Raw genomic sequence first — 19621 nt, forward strand, 5'->3', positions numbered from 1 at the left:
CGGGCGCGCCGCTCCGGCGAAGCGCCCCGCCCTCTTCGGGCGAGGTGTTGCTTCAGACTTCAGACGAAGTGCCGCCCGATCGGGTCGATACGGAGACGGCCCGTGCGCGGGTCGACGCCGACCTCGACGCGGATGTCGTAGACCTCGCCGATGTTCTGCGCGGTAAGGACATCGGCGGGTGCGCCCACCGCGTGCACGCGGCCGGAACTCATCAGGACCAGCGTGTCCGCGACACGGGACGCCTGGTCGAGGTCGTGCAACACGATCCCGACCGCGATGCCGTGCTCCTCCACGAGATCGCGCACCAGGTCGAGCGTCTCGATCTGGTAGCGCAGGTCCAGGTGGTTGGTCGGCTCGTCCAGCAGCACAACGCCGGTGTCCTGGGCCAGGCAGGCCGCGAGCCAGACACGCTGCAGCTCCCCGCCGGAGAGCTCCCCGACCGGCCGGCCGGCCATGTCCCGTACGCCGGTGACACCCATGGCGCGGTCGATGACGCTCCGGTCCTCGGCGGTCGGTCCGGCGAAGCCACGCCGGTACGGGTGGCGTCCAAAGGCCACGACCTCCGCGACCGTCAGCCCTTGGAGCGCGGGCCTCGACTGGGAGAACAGTGTGACCTCGCGGGCGAACTGGCGGGCGCTGAGCAGGGCCGCGTCGCGCTCGGCCGGTCCGTCGGGGGCGCCGAGCGTGACCCGGCCGCCGTCCACCCGGTGCAGTCGGGAGAGCGCGCGCAGCAGCGTGGACTTGCCGCTGCCGTTCGGCCCCACCAGGGCGGTCGCGCGGCCGGGCTCCAGGGCCAGCGAGACGCCGTGGACGACCGGTGTGCCGCCGTACCGCAATACCAGGTCGTGCCCGTTGAGGGCGGCCACCGGCGTGGCGGGGGCGGGCATGGGGCGACCGGCGCGCCGGGAGGTGCTTGTGAACATCGGTGGGTCCGGACGGTCGGAGGGGCAGGGGCTGCGGCACCCTCCGTCCGGCCTTCGCCGTCCGGCTTGCACCGTAGGGCTTCCGCCGTCCGGGCAGCGAACTCTCCCGCACACGGACAGCACCAACTAAGGGTTACCTAACTCCGAGAAGAGTATGTTCCGCCTGCCATGTCGGCAATCAGGAGTTCTGGACAGCCGATACGGGATTCCGGACATCCCCGGGGGCGCCGTCCGCGTCGAAGAACGCACCCGGCGTGGTTCCCATGACCCTGCGGAAGGCGGCGATGAAGGTACTGGGCTGCGCGTAGCCGAGCGCCTCGGAGACCGCCGTCACATCGAGCCCCTCGGAGAGAAGCGTCAGCGCCCGGTGCACGCGCAGCACCTGTCGCCACTGCGCGAAGGTCAGGCCGGTCGCGTGGCGGAACGCGCGGGTGATCGTACGGTCGCTCATCCCCAGACACTGCGCCCACTCCTCCAGCGACCTGCCGTCGGCGGGGTCGTCCAGCAGGGCTTCGGCGATCGCGTCTATGCGGGCGTCGCCAGGCAGCTGCAGCGCGAGCTGGTGTTCCGACGGCTCCAGCACGTCGAACACGACCGACTCCGCCCGCGCCCTGGCCGCCGCGTCGAGGTCCGTGCGGCACAGATGGGTCAGCAGCGACTCCAGCAACGGCGTCATCGCGATCGCTCTCGGCTCCGCGAACGCGAACGGTGCCCGGTCGGGGGCGAAGAAGGCTTCGTAGAACTTCGCGCCCGCCGTCGCCCGGCCTCCGTGCACCACTCCGGCGGGCATCCACAGTCCGTGCCCCTCGGCCACGGTGAAGACGCGGTCCGCCACCCGGGACGTCAGCGTTCCGCCGCGTACCCAGACGAGCTCGTGCCGGGGGTGCGAGTGCGGCGCCCACTCCGTGGGAACGCGGGGGATCTGCAGACCGGCGAATATCGCGAACGGAGCTATCGCCTGCTCCGGGAACGGCTCCACCCGGCGCACCACGGTGCCCGCCTCGCGCCGCCACATCCCGGGGCTCGCATCACCACGGGAAGATCGGACCATGCGGACGATTCTACCCGGACCCCGGACCCCGGGCCCACGCCTGCGCCGGAGGCCCGTTCCCATACACCTACACCCCACTTCCTGGAATTGGCCACTATCGCACCAATATGAGGCTTTTGATGTCGATGTTCGGCTCGCCTGCCTGTTGATCACGGCACCAGGTCGAGAAATTCCCAGTGCGCTTGGGGTTCTGCACCGCTCAGCCATTTCCCGCAGTTCTGCAGGACCACCGGACTTGAGGTGATGTGCTGGGTACCTGTGCCGAGGTCGCGCAGGAACCGGTCGATCGGCCCGCGCCGGATCGCTGCCGTCCCCGCCCAGCGGTGCACCGTCCGGCCCACGTCCTGCGCGGTCCATGTCGCATGATTGAGCGCCAGCCTGAGCAGCGTGTCCTGCTCGGTGCTCAGCAACTCCCCCTTGTCCAGCATGGCTTCGATGTCCTGCCATACCTCCATCGCCCACGCCCGCGCCGAACGGAGCTTGGCTTCGGCGGTCGCGTACTCCGCGTGGAACTGCGTGGTGTCGACGGCGGCGTTGGGTGTGCCGGACTTGGCCGCTGCGACCGACCTCAGTTCATCGAGCAGGCGCCGCCCGACACCGAAGGCCCAGCCGGTGTGGCCGATGGCGGCCATGTTGACCAGGCCGAGGCGGTAGATCGCTCCACCGTTGGCCGGGGTCGTCGTGGTGGCGACGTAGGTGTGCGTCGCCGGGACGTACTCATCGGCGCAGTGGTAGTCGATGCTGTGCGTCGCCCGCAGCCCGAGTACATCCCAGTTGTCGACGAGTTCCACCTGCGACTTCGGCATCGCCAGCACCCGGAACTCCCCGGTGCCCTCGACCTGGATCGCGCTGTGGATATGGGTGGCGTGCGCCATGCCGGAGGCGAACTGCCAACTGCCGCTCACCAGAAAGCCGTCGCCCACCGGGACGGCCCGGCCGGGCCGGGTGCCGTGCCCGGCCAACAGCGCGTAATCCCCGCCGGCGACATCGGGGAACAGGTCGGCCGCCGCGACGGCATCGACATAGGCCGCGGTGGTGCCGGTCACCAACTGCAGCGCCATCATGGTCCAACCGGCCGCGGCATCGTGGTAGCTGACCCGTTCGACCGTCTCGATCAGTTGGCGCGGGGAGAACTCGTATCCGCCGAGGCTCAGCGGCAGTTCGGCCCGGACGATGCCCGCGTCCAGCAATGCTCGCGCGGTGTCCTCGGGGAGCCTGCCGAGTTCCTCGGCCGCGTCCGCCTTCGTGTCAAGTTCCCCGCCGAGTGCGTCGATTCGCTCGAGCAGCGCGGGGAATTCCGCGCTGACATGCAATCCGGCCGAAACCGCCATGGATGGTCGCCCCCTCGCTATCCAGACCGAGTCGGCGTCACTCTAACGAGAAGCCGTACCGTTCCCCAGCCTGCGCCCGGAAGTTTCCCGCGCGAGACCTGAGGGTGACCGGTGCGCCGATTCGTACGCGAAATCCACTGACTTCACGACGCCACCCGCTCGCCGCCCATGTCGTCCGGATGAGCGAGGCCGAGGTGGTGGCGCAGGGTCGGGCCCTCGTACTCGGAGCGGAAGACGCCCTGCTCCTGGAGGATCGGGACGACCCGGTCGGCGAAGGCGTCGAGGCCGCCCGGGGTGATGTGCGGGACGAGGATGAATCCGTCGCCGGCGTCGGCCTGGACGAGGTCGTTGATGGTTTTCGCGACGGTGGCGGGGGCGCCCACAAAGGTCTGCCGGTTGCCGGTGTTGATGACGAGGTCGCGGATGGACCAGTTGTGTGCGGCGGCCAGCTCGCGCCACTCGCGGGCGGTGGCCAGCGGGTCCCGGTACATGCGCACCTGGGCGCGCCCCTTGGCGATGTGCTGGTCGTTCACGTCCGGGTCGATGTCGGGCAGTGGCCCGTCCGGGTCGTACGACGACAGGTCGCGGTTCCAGACGAACTCCAGGTGCTTGACTGCGGTGGCCCCGCTGACCTGTTGCCTGCGCACATCGCGAGCGATCTCCTCGGCCTCCGCGTCGGTGTCGCCGAGCACGAAGGTCGCGGCGGGCAGGATCTTGAGCTGGTCCGGAGTGCGTCCGTACGCGGCCAGCCGGCGCTTGACGTCCGCGTAGAACGCCTGCCCCTCCGTAAGGGTGGCGTGCCGGCTGAAGATCGCGTCGGCGGTCGACGCGGCGAACTCGCGGCCTTCTTCGGAGTCCCCGGCCTGGAAGATGACCGGCCGGCCCTGCGGAGACCGGGGGACGTTGAACTGCCCCTGGATGTCGAAGTGCGGTCCGGTGTGGACGAAGGAGCCCGCCTTGGCGTCGCTCAGGAAGGTGCCGGTGGCCTGGTCGGCGAGGATCTCGTCGCCACGCCAGGAGTCGAAGAGTTCGCCCGCGGTGGTCAGGAACTCCTTGGCCCGGGAGTAGCGCTCCTCCTGCGGCAGGAAGCCGCCGCGGCGGAAGTTCTCGCCGGTGAAGGCGTCCCAGGAGGTGACGACGTTCCAGGCGGCACGTCCCCCGGTGAGGTGGTCGAGGCCGGCGAACTGCCGGGCCACCTCGTAGGGCTCGTTGAACGTGGAGTTGATGGTGCCGGTCAGCCCGAGGTGTTCGGTGACGGCGGCGAGCGCGGACAGGACGGTGAACGTGTCGGGGCGGCCGACGACGTCCAAGTCGTATATTTCTCCGCCCTGTTCGCGAAGTCGAAGGCCCTCGGCGAGGAACAGGAAGTCGAACTTGGCACGCTCGGCGGTCCGCGCGAAGTGCGCGAACGAACTGAACTCGATGTGACTGCCGGCCTCCGGGTCGCTCCATACGGTGGTGTTGTTGACACCGGGGAAGTGCGCGGCCAAGTGGACCTGCTTCTGGGGCTTGCTCATGGCGTACGGTCTCCGTCCGGCTCAGGCGGCAGTGGCGGCGTATCGGTTGGCAGGGCGGGCGAGGCCGAGCAGGCCGCGCAGGGTGTCGGCTTCGTAGGCGCGGCGGAAGGCGCCCCTGCGCTGAAGTTCGGGGACGAGGCCGCGGGTGATCGCGGGCAGGTCATGGCCGACCACGGCGGGCCGCAGCCGGAAGCCGCTCAGCCCTGCGGACTGGAACTCCTGCAGTGTGTCCGCGAGTTGGGCGGGGGATCCGGTGAAGACGAGGGCGTCGTCGGCGTACGGGGACCCGGCGAGGTCATCGAGGCGCGCACGGCGGGCACGTGCGTCGGCCGGGTCGTCGTCGAGGAAGACGACCAGGTCACCGAAGACGTGCAGGGGCTGCCCCGAGCGGCCGGCCGCTTCCTGCTCGGCGCGGATCTCGCCGACGATCGCACGGGCCCCGTCGACGTCGTGCGGGGTGACGTAGCCGATGTCGCCCTGCCGGGCCACCAGCCGGTACGGCGCGGACCGGTGGGCGAGGGCGCTGACGACGGGCTGGCCCTGGGGCGGACGCGGAGTGATCGAGGGGCCCTTCACACTGAAGTGGCGGCCCTCGAAATCGATGTAGTGCAGCTTGTCGCGGTCGATGAAGCGGCCGGTGGCCGCGTCCCGGATCTCCGCGTCGTCCTCCCAGCTGTCCCAGAGCCGGCGCAGGACCTCGACGTAGTCGGCGGCCTCGGCAACGAGGTCTGTCACCAACTTCTCCGCGTCCGGGCTGTCGTACGCCTCGATCGGCGGGATCGTACGACGGCCGAAGTGCGCGGCCTCGTTCGGGCGAGCACTGATCTGGACGCGCACTCCCGCCCGGCCGCTGCTCACATAGTCGAGGGTGGCGATGGCCTTGGAGAGGTGGAACGGCTCCGTGTGCGTCACCACCGCGGTCGGCACCAGACCGATGTGCCGGGTGAGCGGGGCGACGCGGGCCGCGAGCAGGACGGCGTCCAGCCGGCCGCGCACCTGGTCGGTGCGGCCGTCGAGCTCCAGGAAGTGGGAGGACTGCAGGCCGAGGCCGTCCTCGAAGGTCACGAAATCGAGCAGCCCGCGCTCGGCCTCGGCGACCAGGTCGGCCCAGTACGGGGCGGTGAAGAGGTCCCGGGGCCGGGCCACCGGCTCACGCCAGGACGCGGGATGCCGGCCGGTGCCGTCCAGAGCGACGGCAAGATGCAACGCGGAAGCGGGAGATGGGGACACGGGCGTGCCTTCCTATGGGTGTCCGTAGGTCGTCGTGCGTCCCTACGTCCGTACCTCCGTACGTCCGCACGGGATCGCTGATGGCCCACACGTGACGGGCGCGGGCACGGTGAATGAGGGGCCCGGGCGAGCGAGAGCCTGGGCAGACGTCGCAGACGTCAGGGACGACAGAGCGCGCCGGCGAAGCGCTGCAGGTCGATGTACGGCCGGGAGTGGAGCCGGACGCGGCGGCGGGGGTTCAGGGCGTGCGGGTCGAGCACGCGTCGCATGCCACACACCTCCGCCCGCCGAGCCGCCAGGACGGCGCGCCCCGTGGAGCGCCGGCCGCCGTGAGTCACAACAGCCCCGTCCCGCCTTCTGTTCCTGGCGTGCGCACCTGAAGGCTGCGGGTGCGGGTACGCCGGGTGCAGAGGGCTCACCTGCTCATGTTTAACAGGAAGCTGATCCATGGTTCATTGCGGACGCATGAACTTTGACGGCTCTCCCCAGAAGGAGTGCCCACCGTGATCCTCCCGAAGGTCCGTGCCCCCCGCTTCGTGACGATCCGGCGCGGTGGGACGCTCACCGATCCGCGAGCTCGTCCATGACGATCAGCGGCTCCGCAACGAGATGTACTGGTCGGTGTTTGACTGCTGAGCAGGGCGTGCGGCTCCTCATGTGATCGGCCGCACAGGCCCTCCGTCGCACGTTCTCGAAGCGCATGCGTGCTTCACCCGCTACGGTCTCCGGGTGACCGAACCTCAGACCCTGTGTGCCACCCGTGAGTCCTACGACGCCATCGCCCCGACCTACGTGGAGTTGTTCCAGGACTCCCTGCGCGACCGCCCCCTGGAGCGCGCGCTGCTGGGCGCCTTCGCGGAGCTGGTGCGGGCGGACGGCGACGGTGATGTCGCGGACCTGGGCTGTGGGCCGGGGTACGTCACAGCTCACCTGCGCGGGTTGGGCCTGAGTGCCTTCGGCGTCGATGCTTCCCCGGTGATGATCGATCTCGCTCGCGAGGCGCACCCCGAGCTTCGCTTCGAGGTCGGCTCGATGGCCGCGCTGGACATCGAGGACGGCACTCTGGCCGGGGTGCTCTCACGGTGGTCCGTCATCCACACCCCGCCGCGGGACGTGCCCGCCATCCTGGCCGAGATCGCCCGGGTCCTGACTCCCGGCGGGCACCTGCTGATCAGCTTTCCCGGCACCGACGGCCCCCACCACGAGACCGAGGCCTACGACCATGCGGTGGCAACGGCCTACCGCTGGTCTCCCGACCGTCTCGCCGCGCTCCTGCGCGACCACGGACTGGCCGAGGCGGCCCGCACGGTGATCGAGCCGCAGCCCACCGACAAGCGTCAGTTCCAAGAGATCCAGCTCCTCGCCCGCAAGGCGTAGGCCAGCGGGGACCGGTACCCACGGCAGTCCTGGCGAGGGGCCGGCCCGCAAAGGAGAGACGGGACCGCCACGAGGCCCGCCGCCGGCGCCGTCAGCTCGCGCGCATCCAGCGGTACATGCCGATCGAGTTGTGCTCGGCGGTGTCGGCGAAGCCGAACTTCTCGTAGAGGAAGCGCGCGGGCCCGTCCGCGATCAGGGAGACGTACGCCGTCTCGGGCGCGCGGCGCTCCAGTTCCTCGGTGAGCGCGGCCATGATGCGCCTGCCCAGCCCCCGCCCCTGATGTGCGGGGTGCACGCAGATGTCGACGATCTGGAACGCGGTGCCGCCGTCCCCGATGACACGCCCCATACCGATGGGCTCACCCTCGTGGTGGAGCACCACGCCGTGCCACGTGTTGGGCAGGGCCGGCGCGACCGCCTCGGGAGCTCTGTCGGAGAGCCCGGCGTCGGTGCGCAGCTTTCGGAAGATCTCGACGGAGGGGACGCCGACACGCAGCTCGTAAGGGTCAGTATCGGTATTCATGCATTACACGCTAGCAGGGGCGCGGGAGCTTGTGTGAGATGGGGCTTCCTGAGGGTGGGCAATTACTCGCACAGTTCCTAACATGTTTCCCCATCAAGGCTGCGCAAAAGTCAACGCATGTCTTTCTGGAGGCACCCGCATGCCCCTCTCTCGCAGACAGTTGCTCGCCACCGGCGTCCTCGCGCTCGGCACTCCGCTACTGACCGCCCGGTACGCCGCCGCAGTCACCCCTCCCACCGGCCGGGTGGCACCTGCCCCCGGCGGCCATTACGCCCCCAACGCCGCGCCCCTCTCCCCCACTGCCTTCCTGCGGCTGCCCCCGGGCTCCGTCACCGCGCACGGCTGGCTCGCAGGGCAGCTCAAGCTCCAGCTCGACGGGCTGTGCGGCCAGTACGAACGCGCCTCGCATTTCCTCGACTTCGAGGACACCGGATGGGTCGACCCGGAAAAGAACGGCTGGGAGGAAGTCACCTACTGGTTGCGCGGCTACGTCAGCCTGGCCATCGCCACGCGCGACAGCACCGCGCTGGAGAACAGCCGGTGGTGGATCGACGCAATCCTCGCCACCCAGCAGGACGACGGCTTCTTCGGCCCGCGCACGCTGCGCACGGCATTGAACGGGGGCCCGGACTTCTGGCCGTTCCTGCCGCTCCTGATGGCACTGCGCACCTGGCAGGAGTACGCGCACGATGACCGCATCGTGCCGTTCCTGACCCGGTTCACCCGCTTCATGAACGCCCAGGGGCCGGGCGCCTTCGACAGCAGCTGGGTCTCCTTCCGGTGGGGTGACGGGCTGGACGTCGCACAGTGGCTCTACAACCGCACCGGCGAGCCGTACCTGCTCGATCTCTGCGACAAGATGCACCGGTACGGAGCCGACTGGACCGGAGAACGGCTGCCCAGCCCGCACAACGTCAACATCGCGCAGGGCTTCCGCGAGCCCGCACAGTACGCCGTACGGTCCGGCGACACCCGGCTCACGCAGGCCACCTACCGCGCGTACGGCGAACTGCTGCGCACCTACGGCCAGTTCCCCGGCGGCGGCTTCGCCGGCGACGAGAACCGGCGGCCCGGCTTCGGCGATCCCCGGCAGGGCTTCGAGACATGCGGGATCGTGGAGTTCATGGCCAGCCACGAACTGCTGGTCCGCCTCACCGGCGACCCGCTGTGGGCAGACCGGTGCGAAGACCTGGCCTTCAACATGCTCCCCGCCTCCCTCGACCCGCAGGGCAGGGCCATCCACTACATCACCAGCGCCAACAGCGTCGATCTGGGCCGGGAGAAGAAGACCCAGGGGCAGTTCCAGAACGGCTTCGCGATGCAGACCTACGAGCCCGGTGTCGACAACTACCGCTGTTGCCCGCACAACTACGGCATGGGCTGGCCCTACTTCACCGAGGAACTGTGGCTCGCCACCCCCGACCACGGACTGGCCGCGGTCATGTACGCCGCCGGCGAGGTGACCGCGAAGGTCGCCGACGGTACGGAGGTCACCTTCCGCGAGGAGACCGACTACCCCTTCGACGAGACGGTGACCCTCACCCTCTCCGCACCCAAACGACTCTCCTTCCCGCTTCGGCTGCGCATCCCCGCCTGGTGCGACAACCCCACACTCAAGGTCAACGTCCGTCGTACTACGGCTCGTTCAGGTCCCGCCTTCGTCACGATCGACCGTACGTGGGCGGACGGTGACACGGTCACACTCCGACTGCCCCAGCACACCGCGCTGCGGACCTGGCCCGGCAACGGCAACGCTGTGAGCGTCGATCACGGACCGCTCACGTACTCGCTGCGCATCGGTGAGAAGTACGTCCAGTACGCCGGCGACGCCACGTTCCCGCACTACGAGGTGCATGCCACCACCCCGTGGAACTACGGGCTCTCCCTCGCGGCGGATACGGCGCATCCGGCTGATGTAGCGGCCGACGCCGAACGAGCCGCCGCCGCGCTGAAGTTTCACCGTGACCGAAGGCCCCTGGCGGACAACCCCTTCACCCACGACGGCACCCCTGTGCGGATCAGCGCCCCGGCCCGGCGCATCGCGGCGTGGACGGCCGACAGCGAAGGTGTGGTCAACCCGCTCCAGTCGAGCCCTGCCCGCAGCGAGGCCCCCGAGGAGCAGGTGACGCTGATACCGATGGGCGCGGCCCGGCTGCGTCTCACCGCGTTCCCCACCGTCTCGCCGACGGGACGGCGGTGGCACGAGGAGCCTCCGTACCACCGCGTCCAGAACAAACACAGCGGGAAGGTGCTCGCCGTGGACGGGATGTCGCTGGAAGACGGCGGACGCGTCGTGCAGTTCGACAACTCCGGCACGGGCGACCACGCCTGGCAGCTTCTCCCACGCGACGGCGGCCAGCTCGTCATACGCAACGGCTACAGCGGCAAGGTGCTCGGTGTCGAGGGCGGCTCGGGCACGGACGGTGCGCGCGTCGTGCAGTACACGGACCATGACGACCCCGGCCTGCGGTGGCGCATGACCGACAGCGGCGACGGATGGCACACACTCACCCACGTGCTCAGCGGCAAGGTACTCGGCGTGCTGGACGGGTCCACGCAGAACAGCGCCCAGGCCATCCTGCGCGAGGACACCGGGGCGGACGACCAGCGGTGGAAGCTGCTCTAGCCAGGGCCGGGAAGGCCGCTCCCGCACCGGCAGCAGCACCCCGCGCTCGTACCGGCGTCATTGGCATGGACCTGATACCCAGGTCGGGCTAAGCTCGACGCGACCCCGATGAGAGCGCTCTCAAATAGCGGTTGTTCCACCCATCCTTGCTGGAACGACGAAGGGCAACTCCCGTGAGACGCAGCAGACTCAAGCACGTCGGCGTGGCCACCCTCCTCCTGCTCGGCAGCTGGACCGCGTCGGGCACCCTGCCGGCCGCTGCGGCCGACTCCCCCACCACCGCCAAGGCCCCGTCCGCCGCCACCGGCCTGCTCAAGGCCATGCAGCAGGACTTCGGCCTCACCCGGGCGCAGGCCGAGCACCGGATCGCGGCCGAACGCCGCGCGACCGGCATCGCACCCAAGGCGGAACGGGCCGCCGGAGACGCCTTCGGCGGCTCGTGGTTCGACGCCGGCCGCGAGCGGCTGACCGTGGCCGTCACACCGGCCGCGACACCGGCCACCGTCCGGGCCGTCCGCGCCACCGGCGCCCAGGTGCGTACCGTCGAGCACAGCGCCCAGAAGCTGGACGCCGCCAAGACACGCATCGACCGCCTCGACGCACCCACCGGCGTCAGCGGCTGGCACGTCGATCCTGCCGCCAACACCGTGGTGGTCGACGTGGTGAAAAACAAGCGCGCTGACAACGATGTCCAACGCTTTGTGAGCCGAGCCCGCGAGTCCGGACCGGTCAAGGTCCGGACGGTGGCGTCCGCGCCCCGGACCTTCGCGGCGGGCACGGTCGGCGGCGACCCGTACTACACCGGCAACGTCCGCTGCTCCATAGGCTTCTCGGTGCACGGCGGGTTCATCACCGCCGGCCACTGCGGCAAGGCCGGTGCGGCCGTCAGCGGCTGGGACCGTTCCGCCATCGGCACGTTCCAGGGATCCTCGTTCCCGGACAACGACTACGCCTGGGTCAGTGTGGGCAACGGCTGGTGGACGGTGCCGGTGGTCATCGGCTGGGGCACGGTCTCCGACCAGCTCGTACGCGGTTCGGCGGAGGCCCCGATCGGCGCCTCCATCTGCCGTTCCGGCTCCACGAGCCACTGGCACTGCGGCGCCGTACTCGCCAAGAACGAGACGGTGAACTACAGCGAGGGCGCGGTGCATCAGATGACCAAGACCAGCGTCTGCGCCGAACCCGGCGACTCGGGCGGTTCGTTCATCAGCGGTGACCAGGCGCAGGGTGTCACCTCCGGGGGCTGGGGCAACTGCTCCAGCGGCGGGGAGACCTGGTTCCAGCCCGTCAACGAGATCCTGAGCCGTTACGGACTGACGCTGCACACGTCCTGACTCTGCACGGGGTCCTGACTCCGGACGGGCCCTGACGCCGCACGGCCCTGAATTGCCCTGGGGCCGACACCGCGAACGGGCTGCGGCCTGCACCATCTCCACCACCGGCGATGAACCGGCGGCGATGGCGCAGGCCGCTCCTCTCAGGTCTTCGCCGTGTGCTGGGTCACGGCAGGAGCTCGACGTATCCGTCGGTTCCGTGTACGCGGATCCGCTGTCCGTCCCGGATCCGCCGGGTGGCCTGTTCCACGCCCACCACGGCCGGCAGGCCGTACTCCCGGGCGATCACCGCGCCATGGGTCATCAGGCCGCCCACCTCCGTCACCAGGCCCGCGATGCCGACGAACAGCGGCGACCAGCTGGGGTCCGTGAAGGCGGTGACCAGGATGTCGCCCGCTTCGAGGTCGGCCTCCGCCATGTCGAGGACGACGCGTGCCCGTCCCTCGATCGTCCCGGCGGAGACCGGCAGGCCGACCAGGGCGCCGGCCGGTACGTCGTCGCGCCGGTACGCACCGGTGACGGCCTCGCCGTCCGAGGTGAGCACCCGGGGCGGGGTGAGCGCGTGGTACGACCGGAACGCGTCCTTGCGCTGCTGGATGAGCTGGTCATCCACCAGGTGCGAGCGCACGACGTCGTGGAACTCCTGGAACGTGAGGTAGAAGACGTCCTCCTGTTCGGGAAGCACGCCTGCCCGCACGAGGCGCTCGGCCTCCGCCAGCAGCGCCTGCTTGTAGACGAAGTAGCGGCTGATGATGCCGTACTTCGGGTACTCCCGGTACCCGATGAAGGTGCGGACCCGGTCGATCATCCGCTTGGCCTCGTCGGCCTTCCGGTCCCCGTCCGGCAGGGCCCGCAAGCGTGACAACACCTCCTGTTCCTTCTGCTGCGCCTTCTGCCGGCCTTCCTCGAAGCGCCGCTCGGCGGCGCCCGGCTCGAAGTTCCTGACGTTGTCGAGGATCACGGGAACGAGCGTGGTGGGGCGCTCACGCCAACGCGGCCTCGTGATGTCGATCTCGCCGACGCAGCGCATGCCGTACCGGTCGAGGTAGGACTCGATGGCGTCGCGCGCTTCGGACCCGCCCGCGAGCTTCGCCAGCTCGTCCGGAAAGTCCTCGTCCTCGACGCCGACACCCTGGAGGAACGCCACCACCTCCGGATGCGGGCGGATCACGTCCGCGACGTCGAGCAGCGCCAGCCCCATCTCCGAGGTGATGTTGTCGGGGGCGGACAGGGTGAGCGTGTCAGCCGCGTTCTTCTCGCCCAGCCACTCCTGCAGCTTGTCGTTGAGCCACCACGTGGCCTCCATCCCCGCCATGATCGCCTGCATGCTCAGCGGATCGCTGAGGACCCGCTTGTGCTCCTCGAAGGCTTCCAGCAGGAAGTCGAACAACGCCGGTCCGGTCTTCGTCCGGATGTCGCGCTCCAGGGCCGCGATGGACGCCTGGCTGCGCTCGATCAGCTCGGTGACGATGGCCGGGTCGGTCTCGATCGGAGCGGACGCACCGCCGGGCTTGGGGGTACCTCCCCGGCTCCCCGGGCCGGGGGGAGGCCCGCCGGGACCCGCGTCCGGGAGCGACGGTACGAAGCCGTCGCGGTCGAGGACGGTCTCCAGCGCGTCCCTGACCAGCGGGTCCCCCTTCCCCATGACGTCCAGGAGGCCCGCGCGGCTCGCGGGCGAGGCCAGCCGCCCGGTGGTGTCGACGAACAGCCGCCCGCCGGCCGTGTGCATCTGCACCATGGCCGTCAGCTGCCACACGGAGAGCCCCAGGGGCTTCATGGGGTCGGTCATCATCTGCTGATGACCGACGGAGACATAGACGTGATTCTCCTGGTCGTCGGCCTCGGGGATCGGAAAGAGCGTAGTGATCGGCCGGCTCTGCACGATCTGGAAGCCGGCGTCGTCATCGGCCAGGCACCATTCGATGTCCTGCGGGCTGCCGAAGTGGGCTTCGATCCGCCGCCCGAGCCGCACAAGATCCACGACCTGGGCGTCCGTCAGCGCCGGCTGCTCCTGCCGCCGCGAGTCGATCTCCACTTCCTGCGTGCCGCCGGCCGGCAGGGCGTGCACGGCACGCTGTTTGGCGGCGATCGTCCTGGCGATGACTTCGCCGTCCCGCACCTTGTAGACGTCCGGGTTCACCAGGCCGGAGACCAGTGCCTCGCCGAGGCCGAAGCCGGCGTCGACGGTGGCGACCTTCCGGTTGCCCGTGACGGGGTCGGCCGTGAACAGGATGCCGGACGCATGCGGGAAGACCATCTGCTGCACGACCACGGCCATGTGGACCGTACGGTGGTCGATGCCGTTCCGCTGACGGTACGTCACGGCCCGCTCGGTGAACAGCGAGGCCCAGCACCGGCTGATGTGCTGGAGGATCGCCGTCGGCCCCACGATGTTCAGGTACGTGTCCTGCTGACCGGCGAAGGAGGCCGTCGGCAGGTCCTCTGCCGTCGCGCTGGACCGGACCGCGTAGGCGGCCCGGTCGCCGAGCCGGGCGAGCGCGCCGGTGATCGCCGCCGCGAGATCGTCCGGGATGGCGATGTCTTCGACGGTCCGGCGGATCTGCGCGCTGAGCGTGCGGATCGCCTCCCGGTCGTCCGGGTTCAGGCGCGACAGCCGATCGAGCCGATCGCTGACCGCCGGCGCCTCCGCCACGATCCGCCGGAAGGCGTCCGTCGTCACGCAGAAGCCGGCCGGTACGCGTACGCCTTCGATCCGCGCCAGCCCGCCCAGGTGGGCGCCCTTGCCGCCGACGGCCGCGACCTGCGTCTCGTCGGCCTCGTCAAGATTCCACACGTACTGCTCGATCACCGCGCCACCTCCGAGGCAGTCGTGTCCTGTCGTCGTACCGCACCGGCCCATCGAATCACCGGCGCCTCAGGTTCTGCCGAACCTCTTGTCCGGCGCGTCCGCACCGTCCTGTGCGCTTGCGACCGCACTGCCGGTTCCCTCCCTGGTCCGACGTCACCGCGTCCCCCAGACGTCGACAACACACGCACGTCGTGTCCCCATTTCCGCAGGTTGTGGCCTCGACGGAGGATTTTGCTGCACCCCCCGGGCCTTGCCGCAAGCCCCCCGTTGCGCTATACATTGAGAGTGGCAAGGAGAAACTTCTCCTTGCCTTTGTCATTTCCTTCTGCCGTCGGCCCACGGATGCAGCCGCGGAACCTCGCACGTCCGAAGAACCGTTACGGTCCGTCTCGCGTCCCCACGGGGAACGGAACCGGAACGTACAGAAGGCTCGCACCATGACGCGCACCACACCACACGACCGCACAGCGCCGCCGAGCGTGGACTCGGGACGCGGTGTCACCGCCACGACGTTCGCCGTCCTGCGGCAGCACCGGCGAGCGCTGGCGGGTGCGACGGTACGTGTCGTCGGGTCGGCCGGGCTGATCGGGCTGCTGCTGACGGCCGCGATATTCGCGCTGGGCTGGCCCCTCTTCACCCACATGCGGAACCAACGCGTCTGGTACCACCACAACGAGGACCCCTACCTGCACGATCACAGCGACCTGGGACTGGTCGCCGCCTGCACGCTCCCGCTCTTCCTGCTCCTCTTCGGCATGGGCAGCGCGGCCCTGCAGAGTGTGTGCTCACGCGCCGTCGCCGTGGGGGTGCAAACTCCCGAGGCCGGTGACTCGTTGCGCGCCGCGGGCCGCGCGCGGCTGCGGCCGCTGCTCGTTGTGTACACGCTGCGCGGCCTCGCCGTATGGGCGCTGCCGCTGCTCTTCATGGCTGTGGCGGACAGTCTCACCGGCTACCAGATCGACACCGAGGACGAGATTCTGACGCGTGGATCGTGGCCCCACACACTCGTCAAGACCTCCCCGGTGGCGGCCATTGTCGTCGCCGTGCTGCTGCGTCTCGCGCTCGCCCTCGCCCCGGCAGCGGCGGCCGACGGGCTCGGCCCCGTCGCGGCCCTGCGGCGTTCCTGGTCGCTGACGTGGACGCGCACCGGAGGGCTCCGCGTCCTCGCCCTCGCACTGCCGCTGGCCGCGCTCACCGCCGGGGTGCTCCGGCTGGTGGTGCAGCTCGCCCTGCCGCTGCGTCCCCTCGTGCGCACCCTCCTCGAACAGGCCACGGGAAACTTCTTCGCCGCCTACTACGCCGGCATCCTCGCCCCCGTCATCGTGGGCCTCCTGGTCACCGCGGCCCTGACGCTCCCCCTCACGTACACGGCCTTCGCGGCCCTCCACGCCCACCTTCGGTCCCGGTCACTCCACGCCTCTCCGTAAGACACCGCGGTAGGTCACTCACTGCCGGGGGTGGGCTGTTCCATATGAGAGAGCCAGGTCGTGAGCAGCTTCTCGAGGGCGGTGGCCTCGGTGGGTGTCAGGAGGTCCAGTAGCCGGCGCTCGTTGTGCATGTGGTCGGTGAATGCCTGGTCGATGAGGTCACGCCCGGGTGTGGTGAGGGCGACGATCCGACCGCGCTGATCGTTGTCGGAGCGGCGGCGGGTGACGAGTCCGGCGCGCTCCAGGCGGTCGATTCTCTTCGTCATCGCGCCGGTGGTGACCATGGTGTGCGCGGCAAGCTCGCCGGGAGCCCGTTCGTAGGGCTCACCGGCGCGGCGCAGTGCGCACAGGACGTCGAATTCCCCCTCGCTCAGGCCGTAGCGCTCGTAGACGAGGCAGAGGTTGTCGGTAAGGCGGTCGCCCAGCCGGTGCAGCCGGCCGATCACTCCCTGCGGGCCGACGTCGAGGTCGGGGCGTTCGCGGCGCCAGTCGGCCTGGATGCGGGCCACGCGGTCCAGCGGTTGCCGATCGTTCATGGATCCCATAGTAGCTTCCCAGGAAGGTACATTAGCTTCCATGGAAGCCAATGTGCGTTGGGTGGCGCTGACGGCGGTCGCGCCGGTGGCCTGGGGAACCAACTACTACGTCACACGCGAGTTCCTGCCGGCGGACCACCCGCTGTACGGGGCCGCCCTTCGGGCACTGCCCGCCGGCCTCGTCCTGCTGGCCTTGCGCAGACGGCTGCCACGCGGTGCGTGGTGGTGGCGGTCCGCGGTGCTCGGGCTGCTCAATGTGAGCGTGTTCTTCGTCCTCGTCTACGCCGCCTCCCAGCTGCTTCCGACGAGCATCGCCTCGACCGTCATGGCACTGGCCCCGCTGACGATGATGCTCATGGCCTGGCTCTTGGTGTCCGAGCGGCCCCGAGCCGCCCATCTGGCCGGCGCGGCGACCGGGTTGGCGGGGGTGTGCCTCATGCTGCTCACGGGGGCGGGAGGAGTGAGTGCGGCCGGAGTCCTCGCCTCGGCCACCGCCATGCTGACGTCGTCCGTCGGTTACGTTCTGACCAAGCGATGGAGCGCCGGTACCGACGTACTCGCCTCGACCGCCTGGCAACTCACCGCCGGGGGCCTGTTCCTGCTGCCGATCGCCGCTGTCACGGAAGGCGCTCCGCCCGTGCTCTCCCCACCGACGCTCCTCGCGTTCGGCTACGTCACCCTGATCGCCACGGCACTGGCCTTCGCCGCCTGGTTCACCGGACTACGGCATCTGCCCGCGGGAACCGTGGGCCTGGTCGGTCTGCTCAACCCCGTTACGGGCGTACTGCTCGGGCTGGCGCTCGCCGGCGAGGCACTGGCTCCGCAGCAACTGTGCGGTCTGGCCCTGGTGTTGGCGGGGGTCGCCCTCGGGCGCCCCAGGGGTGCCGGGCGACGCGGCAGGACGGCGGCGCAGCGCTCGGCTACGGCAGCGGCCGGTACGCGGTCAGTGTGACGGACAGGGTGACGGGGCTCGATTCCGGCAGTTTCCGGACCCGCTCCTGGACGTCCTGGGCGTCGTGATGCCAGGCGTTGGGGCCCATGGCGACCAGCTGGGCCAGCGCCTGGTGGTCGAGCGTCATCGTCCGCGTCAGCTGCTCGGACTCGGCGACCGTGAAGTACGGGGCGAGCTGTTCGGTCAGCCTCGACTCCTTGCGGTCGTCCACGCGCAGCAGGCCCAGCGCATCGATCAGCTCCTGGAGATGGCCGGGTCGGGCGGTGACGACCAGCAGGACTCCGCCGGGCGCCAGGATCCGCCGCAGCTCCGGGCCGTTGCGCGGTGCGAAGGTGTTCAGCACCAGGGAAGCGGCACCGTCCTGGAGGGGCAGCCCCTGCCATGCGTCGGCCACCGCGGCACCGATCCGCGGATGCGTCCTGGCCGCGTGCCGCGCTGCGAACTTCGAAATGTCGAGCAGGACTCCCACGGCGTCCGGAAAGGCGTCCATCACCCGCGCGTGGTAGTAACCGGTGCCACCGCCGATATCGACGACACAGCCGGACTCCGCCGGATCGCTCGTACGGAGTGCCAGCTCGACCAGCGCCTCGGAAATGGGGGCGTAGTGCCCGGCTGCCAGGAATCCGGCACGCGCCTCCACCATTTCCCTGGTGTCCGCGCTGAGCTTCGTCGCGCCCGACAGCAGGTTCACATAGCCCTGCTTCGCGATGTCGAAGTTGTGACCAGCGGAGCAGAGCAGGGCGCGATCACGTTGGTCGAGCGCGGCGCCGCAGTGAGGGCAAGCGAGTGCGTGCACGACTCTGTTCAGCATGAGGCACCGTTCATCCGTGGGCAGCCGGGGATTACCTCCTGCAAGCTTATCGCGGGGCGCGGCAGTGGCGGACCTCACCGGGCGGCCGGCGAAAAGGGGCAGCTCGGGATGCCGCCCTTTCCCCGGTGTCCGGACATCCGAATTCAGGGCAACGCATTCCACCTCGCCGGACCTTCAACTTGTCAGTCGAATTCACAGCGCCCGATGGCGATCAATTCCCTGGCCGGTTTCTCGCAGGTCAGTTCCCGGGAGGACGGGTGGCGATTTCGCGCAGCAGGTCCATCACCGCCCGGGTCCGGGTGGTCTGGGTCATGCCCGCGACGGAGGTGAGTTTGACTTGCAGTGGGGGGCTGCCGTCCCGTAGCTCCAGCTCCGCGATCTCGCCGCCGCCGTAGGTCTGGCTCGTCGCCGGCCGTTGGTTCAGTACGGAGTAGCCGAGGCCCCGGGCCACCAGGGACCGTACGGTCTCGTAACTGCGGGTGCGGTAGCGGACATCGGGCGCGACGCCGGTGGCGGCCACCAGCGAGCGGAAGTAGTCGCGGCTGTGCGGCAGGTCGAGCAGGACGAGGGGCTCCGCCGACAGTTCGGCCAGCTCCACGGCGCCCTGCCCGGCCAGCGGGTGACCGGCCGGGACGATGACGTAGGCCGGGGCGGGCGCGATCGTTTCGCTGAGCAGGTTCAGCTCGGCAGACAGGCCGATGTCGTAGGTGAGGGCGAAGTCGATGCGTCCCGCGCCCAACGCCTGGACGAGCTGGTCCGTCTCCCCTTCCACCACGTTGATCTCGATGCCCGGACAGCGGTCGGTGCACTCGCTGAACAGGGGCGGCAGGTAGTACGGCGCCAGGGTCACGAAGCAGCCGACGGTCACCGGCCCGGAGATGGTCTCACCGTCTCCCCGGGCCTCCCGTTCGACCTCGCATGCGCGGGCCAGCAGCTCCCGCGCATGCTGCTGCAGCCTCTCCCCCGCCGGCGTCAGGGTCAGCCCCCGGCCCCTGCGGCGGAGGAAGAGCTGCACTCGCAGGTCACGCTCCAGGTTGTTGATGGCCGTGGACACGGCGGACTGTGCGATGTGCAGCTCCCCGGACGCCTCCGTCATCGACCCGCACTCGGCGGTGACGAGGAAGTAGCGGAGCTGAACGAGGGTGAAACCCGTCAGTGGCGTCATACGTGACCG

At 69.8% G+C, this 19621-nt stretch carries 16 protein-coding genes; 5 read left to right on the forward strand and 11 right to left on the reverse strand.

Annotated elements, in window-relative coordinates:
* Positions 1-59 precede the first annotated feature (59 nt).
* From ACZ6WH_RS34850 to ACZ6WH_RS34875, 6 genes are all read right to left on the reverse strand, one after another.
* Positions 60-923, reverse strand: coding sequence for an ABC transporter ATP-binding protein (locus tag ACZ6WH_RS34850; protein ID WP_469733601.1), 864 nt, complete (start codon positions 921-923; stop codon positions 60-62).
* 178 nt (positions 924-1101) lie between these two features.
* Positions 1102-1974, reverse strand: coding sequence for a helix-turn-helix domain-containing protein (locus ACZ6WH_RS34855; RefSeq protein WP_469733603.1), 873 nt, complete (start codon positions 1972-1974; stop codon positions 1102-1104).
* A gap of 149 nt (positions 1975-2123) precedes the next feature.
* Positions 2124-3305 carry an acyl-CoA dehydrogenase family protein gene (locus tag ACZ6WH_RS34860; RefSeq protein ID WP_469733605.1) on the reverse strand — a complete coding sequence of 394 codons (1182 nt, stop codon included), beginning with the start codon at positions 3303-3305 and terminating at the stop codon, positions 2124-2126.
* Positions 3306-3448: 143 nt separating this feature from the next.
* Entirely contained in the window at positions 3449-4822 is a 1374-nt protein-coding gene (locus ACZ6WH_RS34865; RefSeq protein ID WP_469733607.1) for an NtaA/DmoA family FMN-dependent monooxygenase, read from the reverse strand.
* Between the two features lie 21 nt (positions 4823-4843).
* Positions 4844-6052, reverse strand: a complete 1209-nt coding sequence (locus ACZ6WH_RS34870) for an LLM class flavin-dependent oxidoreductase (protein ID WP_469733609.1) — start codon at positions 6050-6052, stop codon at positions 4844-4846.
* A 158-nt stretch (positions 6053-6210) separates the two neighbouring features.
* A complete protein-coding gene (locus tag ACZ6WH_RS34875) occupies positions 6211-6321 on the reverse strand; it encodes a putative leader peptide (RefSeq protein ID WP_469733611.1) in 111 nt (36 codons plus the stop codon).
* A 460-nt stretch (positions 6322-6781) separates the two neighbouring features.
* Between ACZ6WH_RS34875 and ACZ6WH_RS34880 the strand changes: the two genes are divergently transcribed.
* The gene (locus ACZ6WH_RS34880) at positions 6782-7429 is read left to right on the forward strand and encodes a class I SAM-dependent DNA methyltransferase (RefSeq protein ID WP_469733613.1); all 648 of its coding nucleotides are present in this window, start codon (positions 6782-6784) and stop codon (positions 7427-7429) included.
* A gap of 91 nt (positions 7430-7520) precedes the next feature.
* Here the strand turns inward: ACZ6WH_RS34880 and ACZ6WH_RS34885 are convergent, their stop codons facing one another.
* Positions 7521-7952, reverse strand: coding sequence for a GNAT family N-acetyltransferase (locus ACZ6WH_RS34885; RefSeq protein ID WP_469733615.1), 432 nt, complete (start codon positions 7950-7952; stop codon positions 7521-7523).
* A 139-nt stretch (positions 7953-8091) separates the two neighbouring features.
* Here ACZ6WH_RS34885 and ACZ6WH_RS34890 point away from each other — a divergent pair, with 139 nt between their 5' ends.
* A complete protein-coding gene (locus ACZ6WH_RS34890; protein WP_469733617.1) occupies positions 8092-10578 on the forward strand; it encodes a beta-L-arabinofuranosidase domain-containing protein in 2487 nt (828 codons plus the stop codon).
* Positions 10579-10751: 173 nt separating this feature from the next.
* The gene (locus ACZ6WH_RS34895; protein ID WP_469733619.1) at positions 10752-11912 is read left to right on the forward strand and encodes a S1 family peptidase; all 1161 of its coding nucleotides are present in this window, start codon (positions 10752-10754) and stop codon (positions 11910-11912) included.
* Between the two features lie 166 nt (positions 11913-12078).
* Here the strand turns inward: ACZ6WH_RS34895 and rph are convergent, their stop codons facing one another.
* The gene (gene rph, locus ACZ6WH_RS34900) at positions 12079-14721 is read right to left on the reverse strand and encodes a rifamycin-inactivating phosphotransferase (protein ID WP_469733621.1); all 2643 of its coding nucleotides are present in this window, start codon (positions 14719-14721) and stop codon (positions 12079-12081) included.
* A 437-nt stretch (positions 14722-15158) separates the two neighbouring features.
* Between rph and ACZ6WH_RS34905 the strand changes: the two genes are divergently transcribed.
* Positions 15159-16148, forward strand: coding sequence for a hypothetical protein (locus tag ACZ6WH_RS34905; protein ID WP_469733623.1), 990 nt, complete (start codon positions 15159-15161; stop codon positions 16146-16148).
* A 14-nt stretch (positions 16149-16162) separates the two neighbouring features.
* Here the strand turns inward: ACZ6WH_RS34905 and ACZ6WH_RS34910 are convergent, their stop codons facing one another.
* Positions 16163-16684, reverse strand: a complete 522-nt coding sequence (locus ACZ6WH_RS34910; RefSeq protein ID WP_469733625.1) for a MarR family winged helix-turn-helix transcriptional regulator — start codon at positions 16682-16684, stop codon at positions 16163-16165.
* A gap of 40 nt (positions 16685-16724) precedes the next feature.
* Between ACZ6WH_RS34910 and ACZ6WH_RS34915 the strand changes: the two genes are divergently transcribed.
* Positions 16725-17636 (forward strand): EamA family transporter, encoded by a 912-nt coding sequence (locus tag ACZ6WH_RS34915; RefSeq protein ID WP_469733627.1) that lies wholly within the window; start codon positions 16725-16727, stop codon positions 17634-17636.
* On the opposite strand, the gene ACZ6WH_RS34920 is transcribed toward ACZ6WH_RS34915, so the two are convergent.
* Entirely contained in the window at positions 17605-18447 is an 843-nt protein-coding gene (locus ACZ6WH_RS34920) for a putative RNA methyltransferase (RefSeq protein WP_469733629.1), read from the reverse strand. The two genes, ACZ6WH_RS34915 and ACZ6WH_RS34920, sit on opposite strands and share 32 nt — an antisense overlap.
* A 238-nt stretch (positions 18448-18685) precedes the next feature.
* A complete protein-coding gene (locus ACZ6WH_RS34925) occupies positions 18686-19612 on the reverse strand; it encodes a LysR substrate-binding domain-containing protein (RefSeq protein ID WP_469733631.1) in 927 nt (308 codons plus the stop codon).
* Between the last annotated feature and the right edge of the window lie 9 nt (positions 19613-19621).

This window comes from Streptomyces sp. NPDC050806, from assembly GCF_055586425.1.

What these genes read in the sequence shown, in the direction of transcription:
- ACZ6WH_RS34850 (WP_469733601.1), bottom strand. Translation starts at nt 923, where the DNA reads ATGTTCACAAGCACCTCCCGGCGCGCCGGTCGCCCCATGCCCGCCCCC.
- ACZ6WH_RS34855 (WP_469733603.1), bottom strand. Translation starts at nt 1,974, where the DNA reads ATGGTCCGATCTTCCCGTGGTGATGCGAGCCCCGGGATGTGGCGGCGC.
- ACZ6WH_RS34860 (WP_469733605.1), bottom strand. Translation starts at nt 3,305, where the DNA reads ATGGCGGTTTCGGCCGGATTGCATGTCAGCGCGGAATTCCCCGCGCTG.
- ACZ6WH_RS34865 (WP_469733607.1), bottom strand. Translation starts at nt 4,822, where the DNA reads ATGAGCAAGCCCCAGAAGCAGGTCCACTTGGCCGCGCACTTCCCCGGT.
- ACZ6WH_RS34875 (WP_469733611.1), bottom strand. Translation starts at nt 6,321, where the DNA reads ATGCGACGCGTGCTCGACCCGCACGCCCTGAACCCCCGCCGCCGCGTC.
- ACZ6WH_RS34885 (WP_469733615.1), bottom strand. Translation starts at nt 7,952, where the DNA reads ATGAATACCGATACTGACCCTTACGAGCTGCGTGTCGGCGTCCCCTCC.
- ACZ6WH_RS34890 (WP_469733617.1), top strand. Translation starts at nt 8,092, where the DNA reads ATGCCCCTCTCTCGCAGACAGTTGCTCGCCACCGGCGTCCTCGCGCTC.
- ACZ6WH_RS34905 (WP_469733623.1), top strand. Translation starts at nt 15,159, where the DNA reads ATGACGCGCACCACACCACACGACCGCACAGCGCCGCCGAGCGTGGAC.
- ACZ6WH_RS34910 (WP_469733625.1), bottom strand. Translation starts at nt 16,684, where the DNA reads ATGAACGATCGGCAACCGCTGGACCGCGTGGCCCGCATCCAGGCCGAC.
- ACZ6WH_RS34915 (WP_469733627.1), top strand. Translation starts at nt 16,725, where the DNA reads ATGGAAGCCAATGTGCGTTGGGTGGCGCTGACGGCGGTCGCGCCGGTG.
- ACZ6WH_RS34920 (WP_469733629.1), bottom strand. Translation starts at nt 18,447, where the DNA reads ATGCTGAACAGAGTCGTGCACGCACTCGCTTGCCCTCACTGCGGCGCC.
- ACZ6WH_RS34925 (WP_469733631.1), bottom strand. Translation starts at nt 19,612, where the DNA reads ATGACGCCACTGACGGGTTTCACCCTCGTTCAGCTCCGCTACTTCCTC.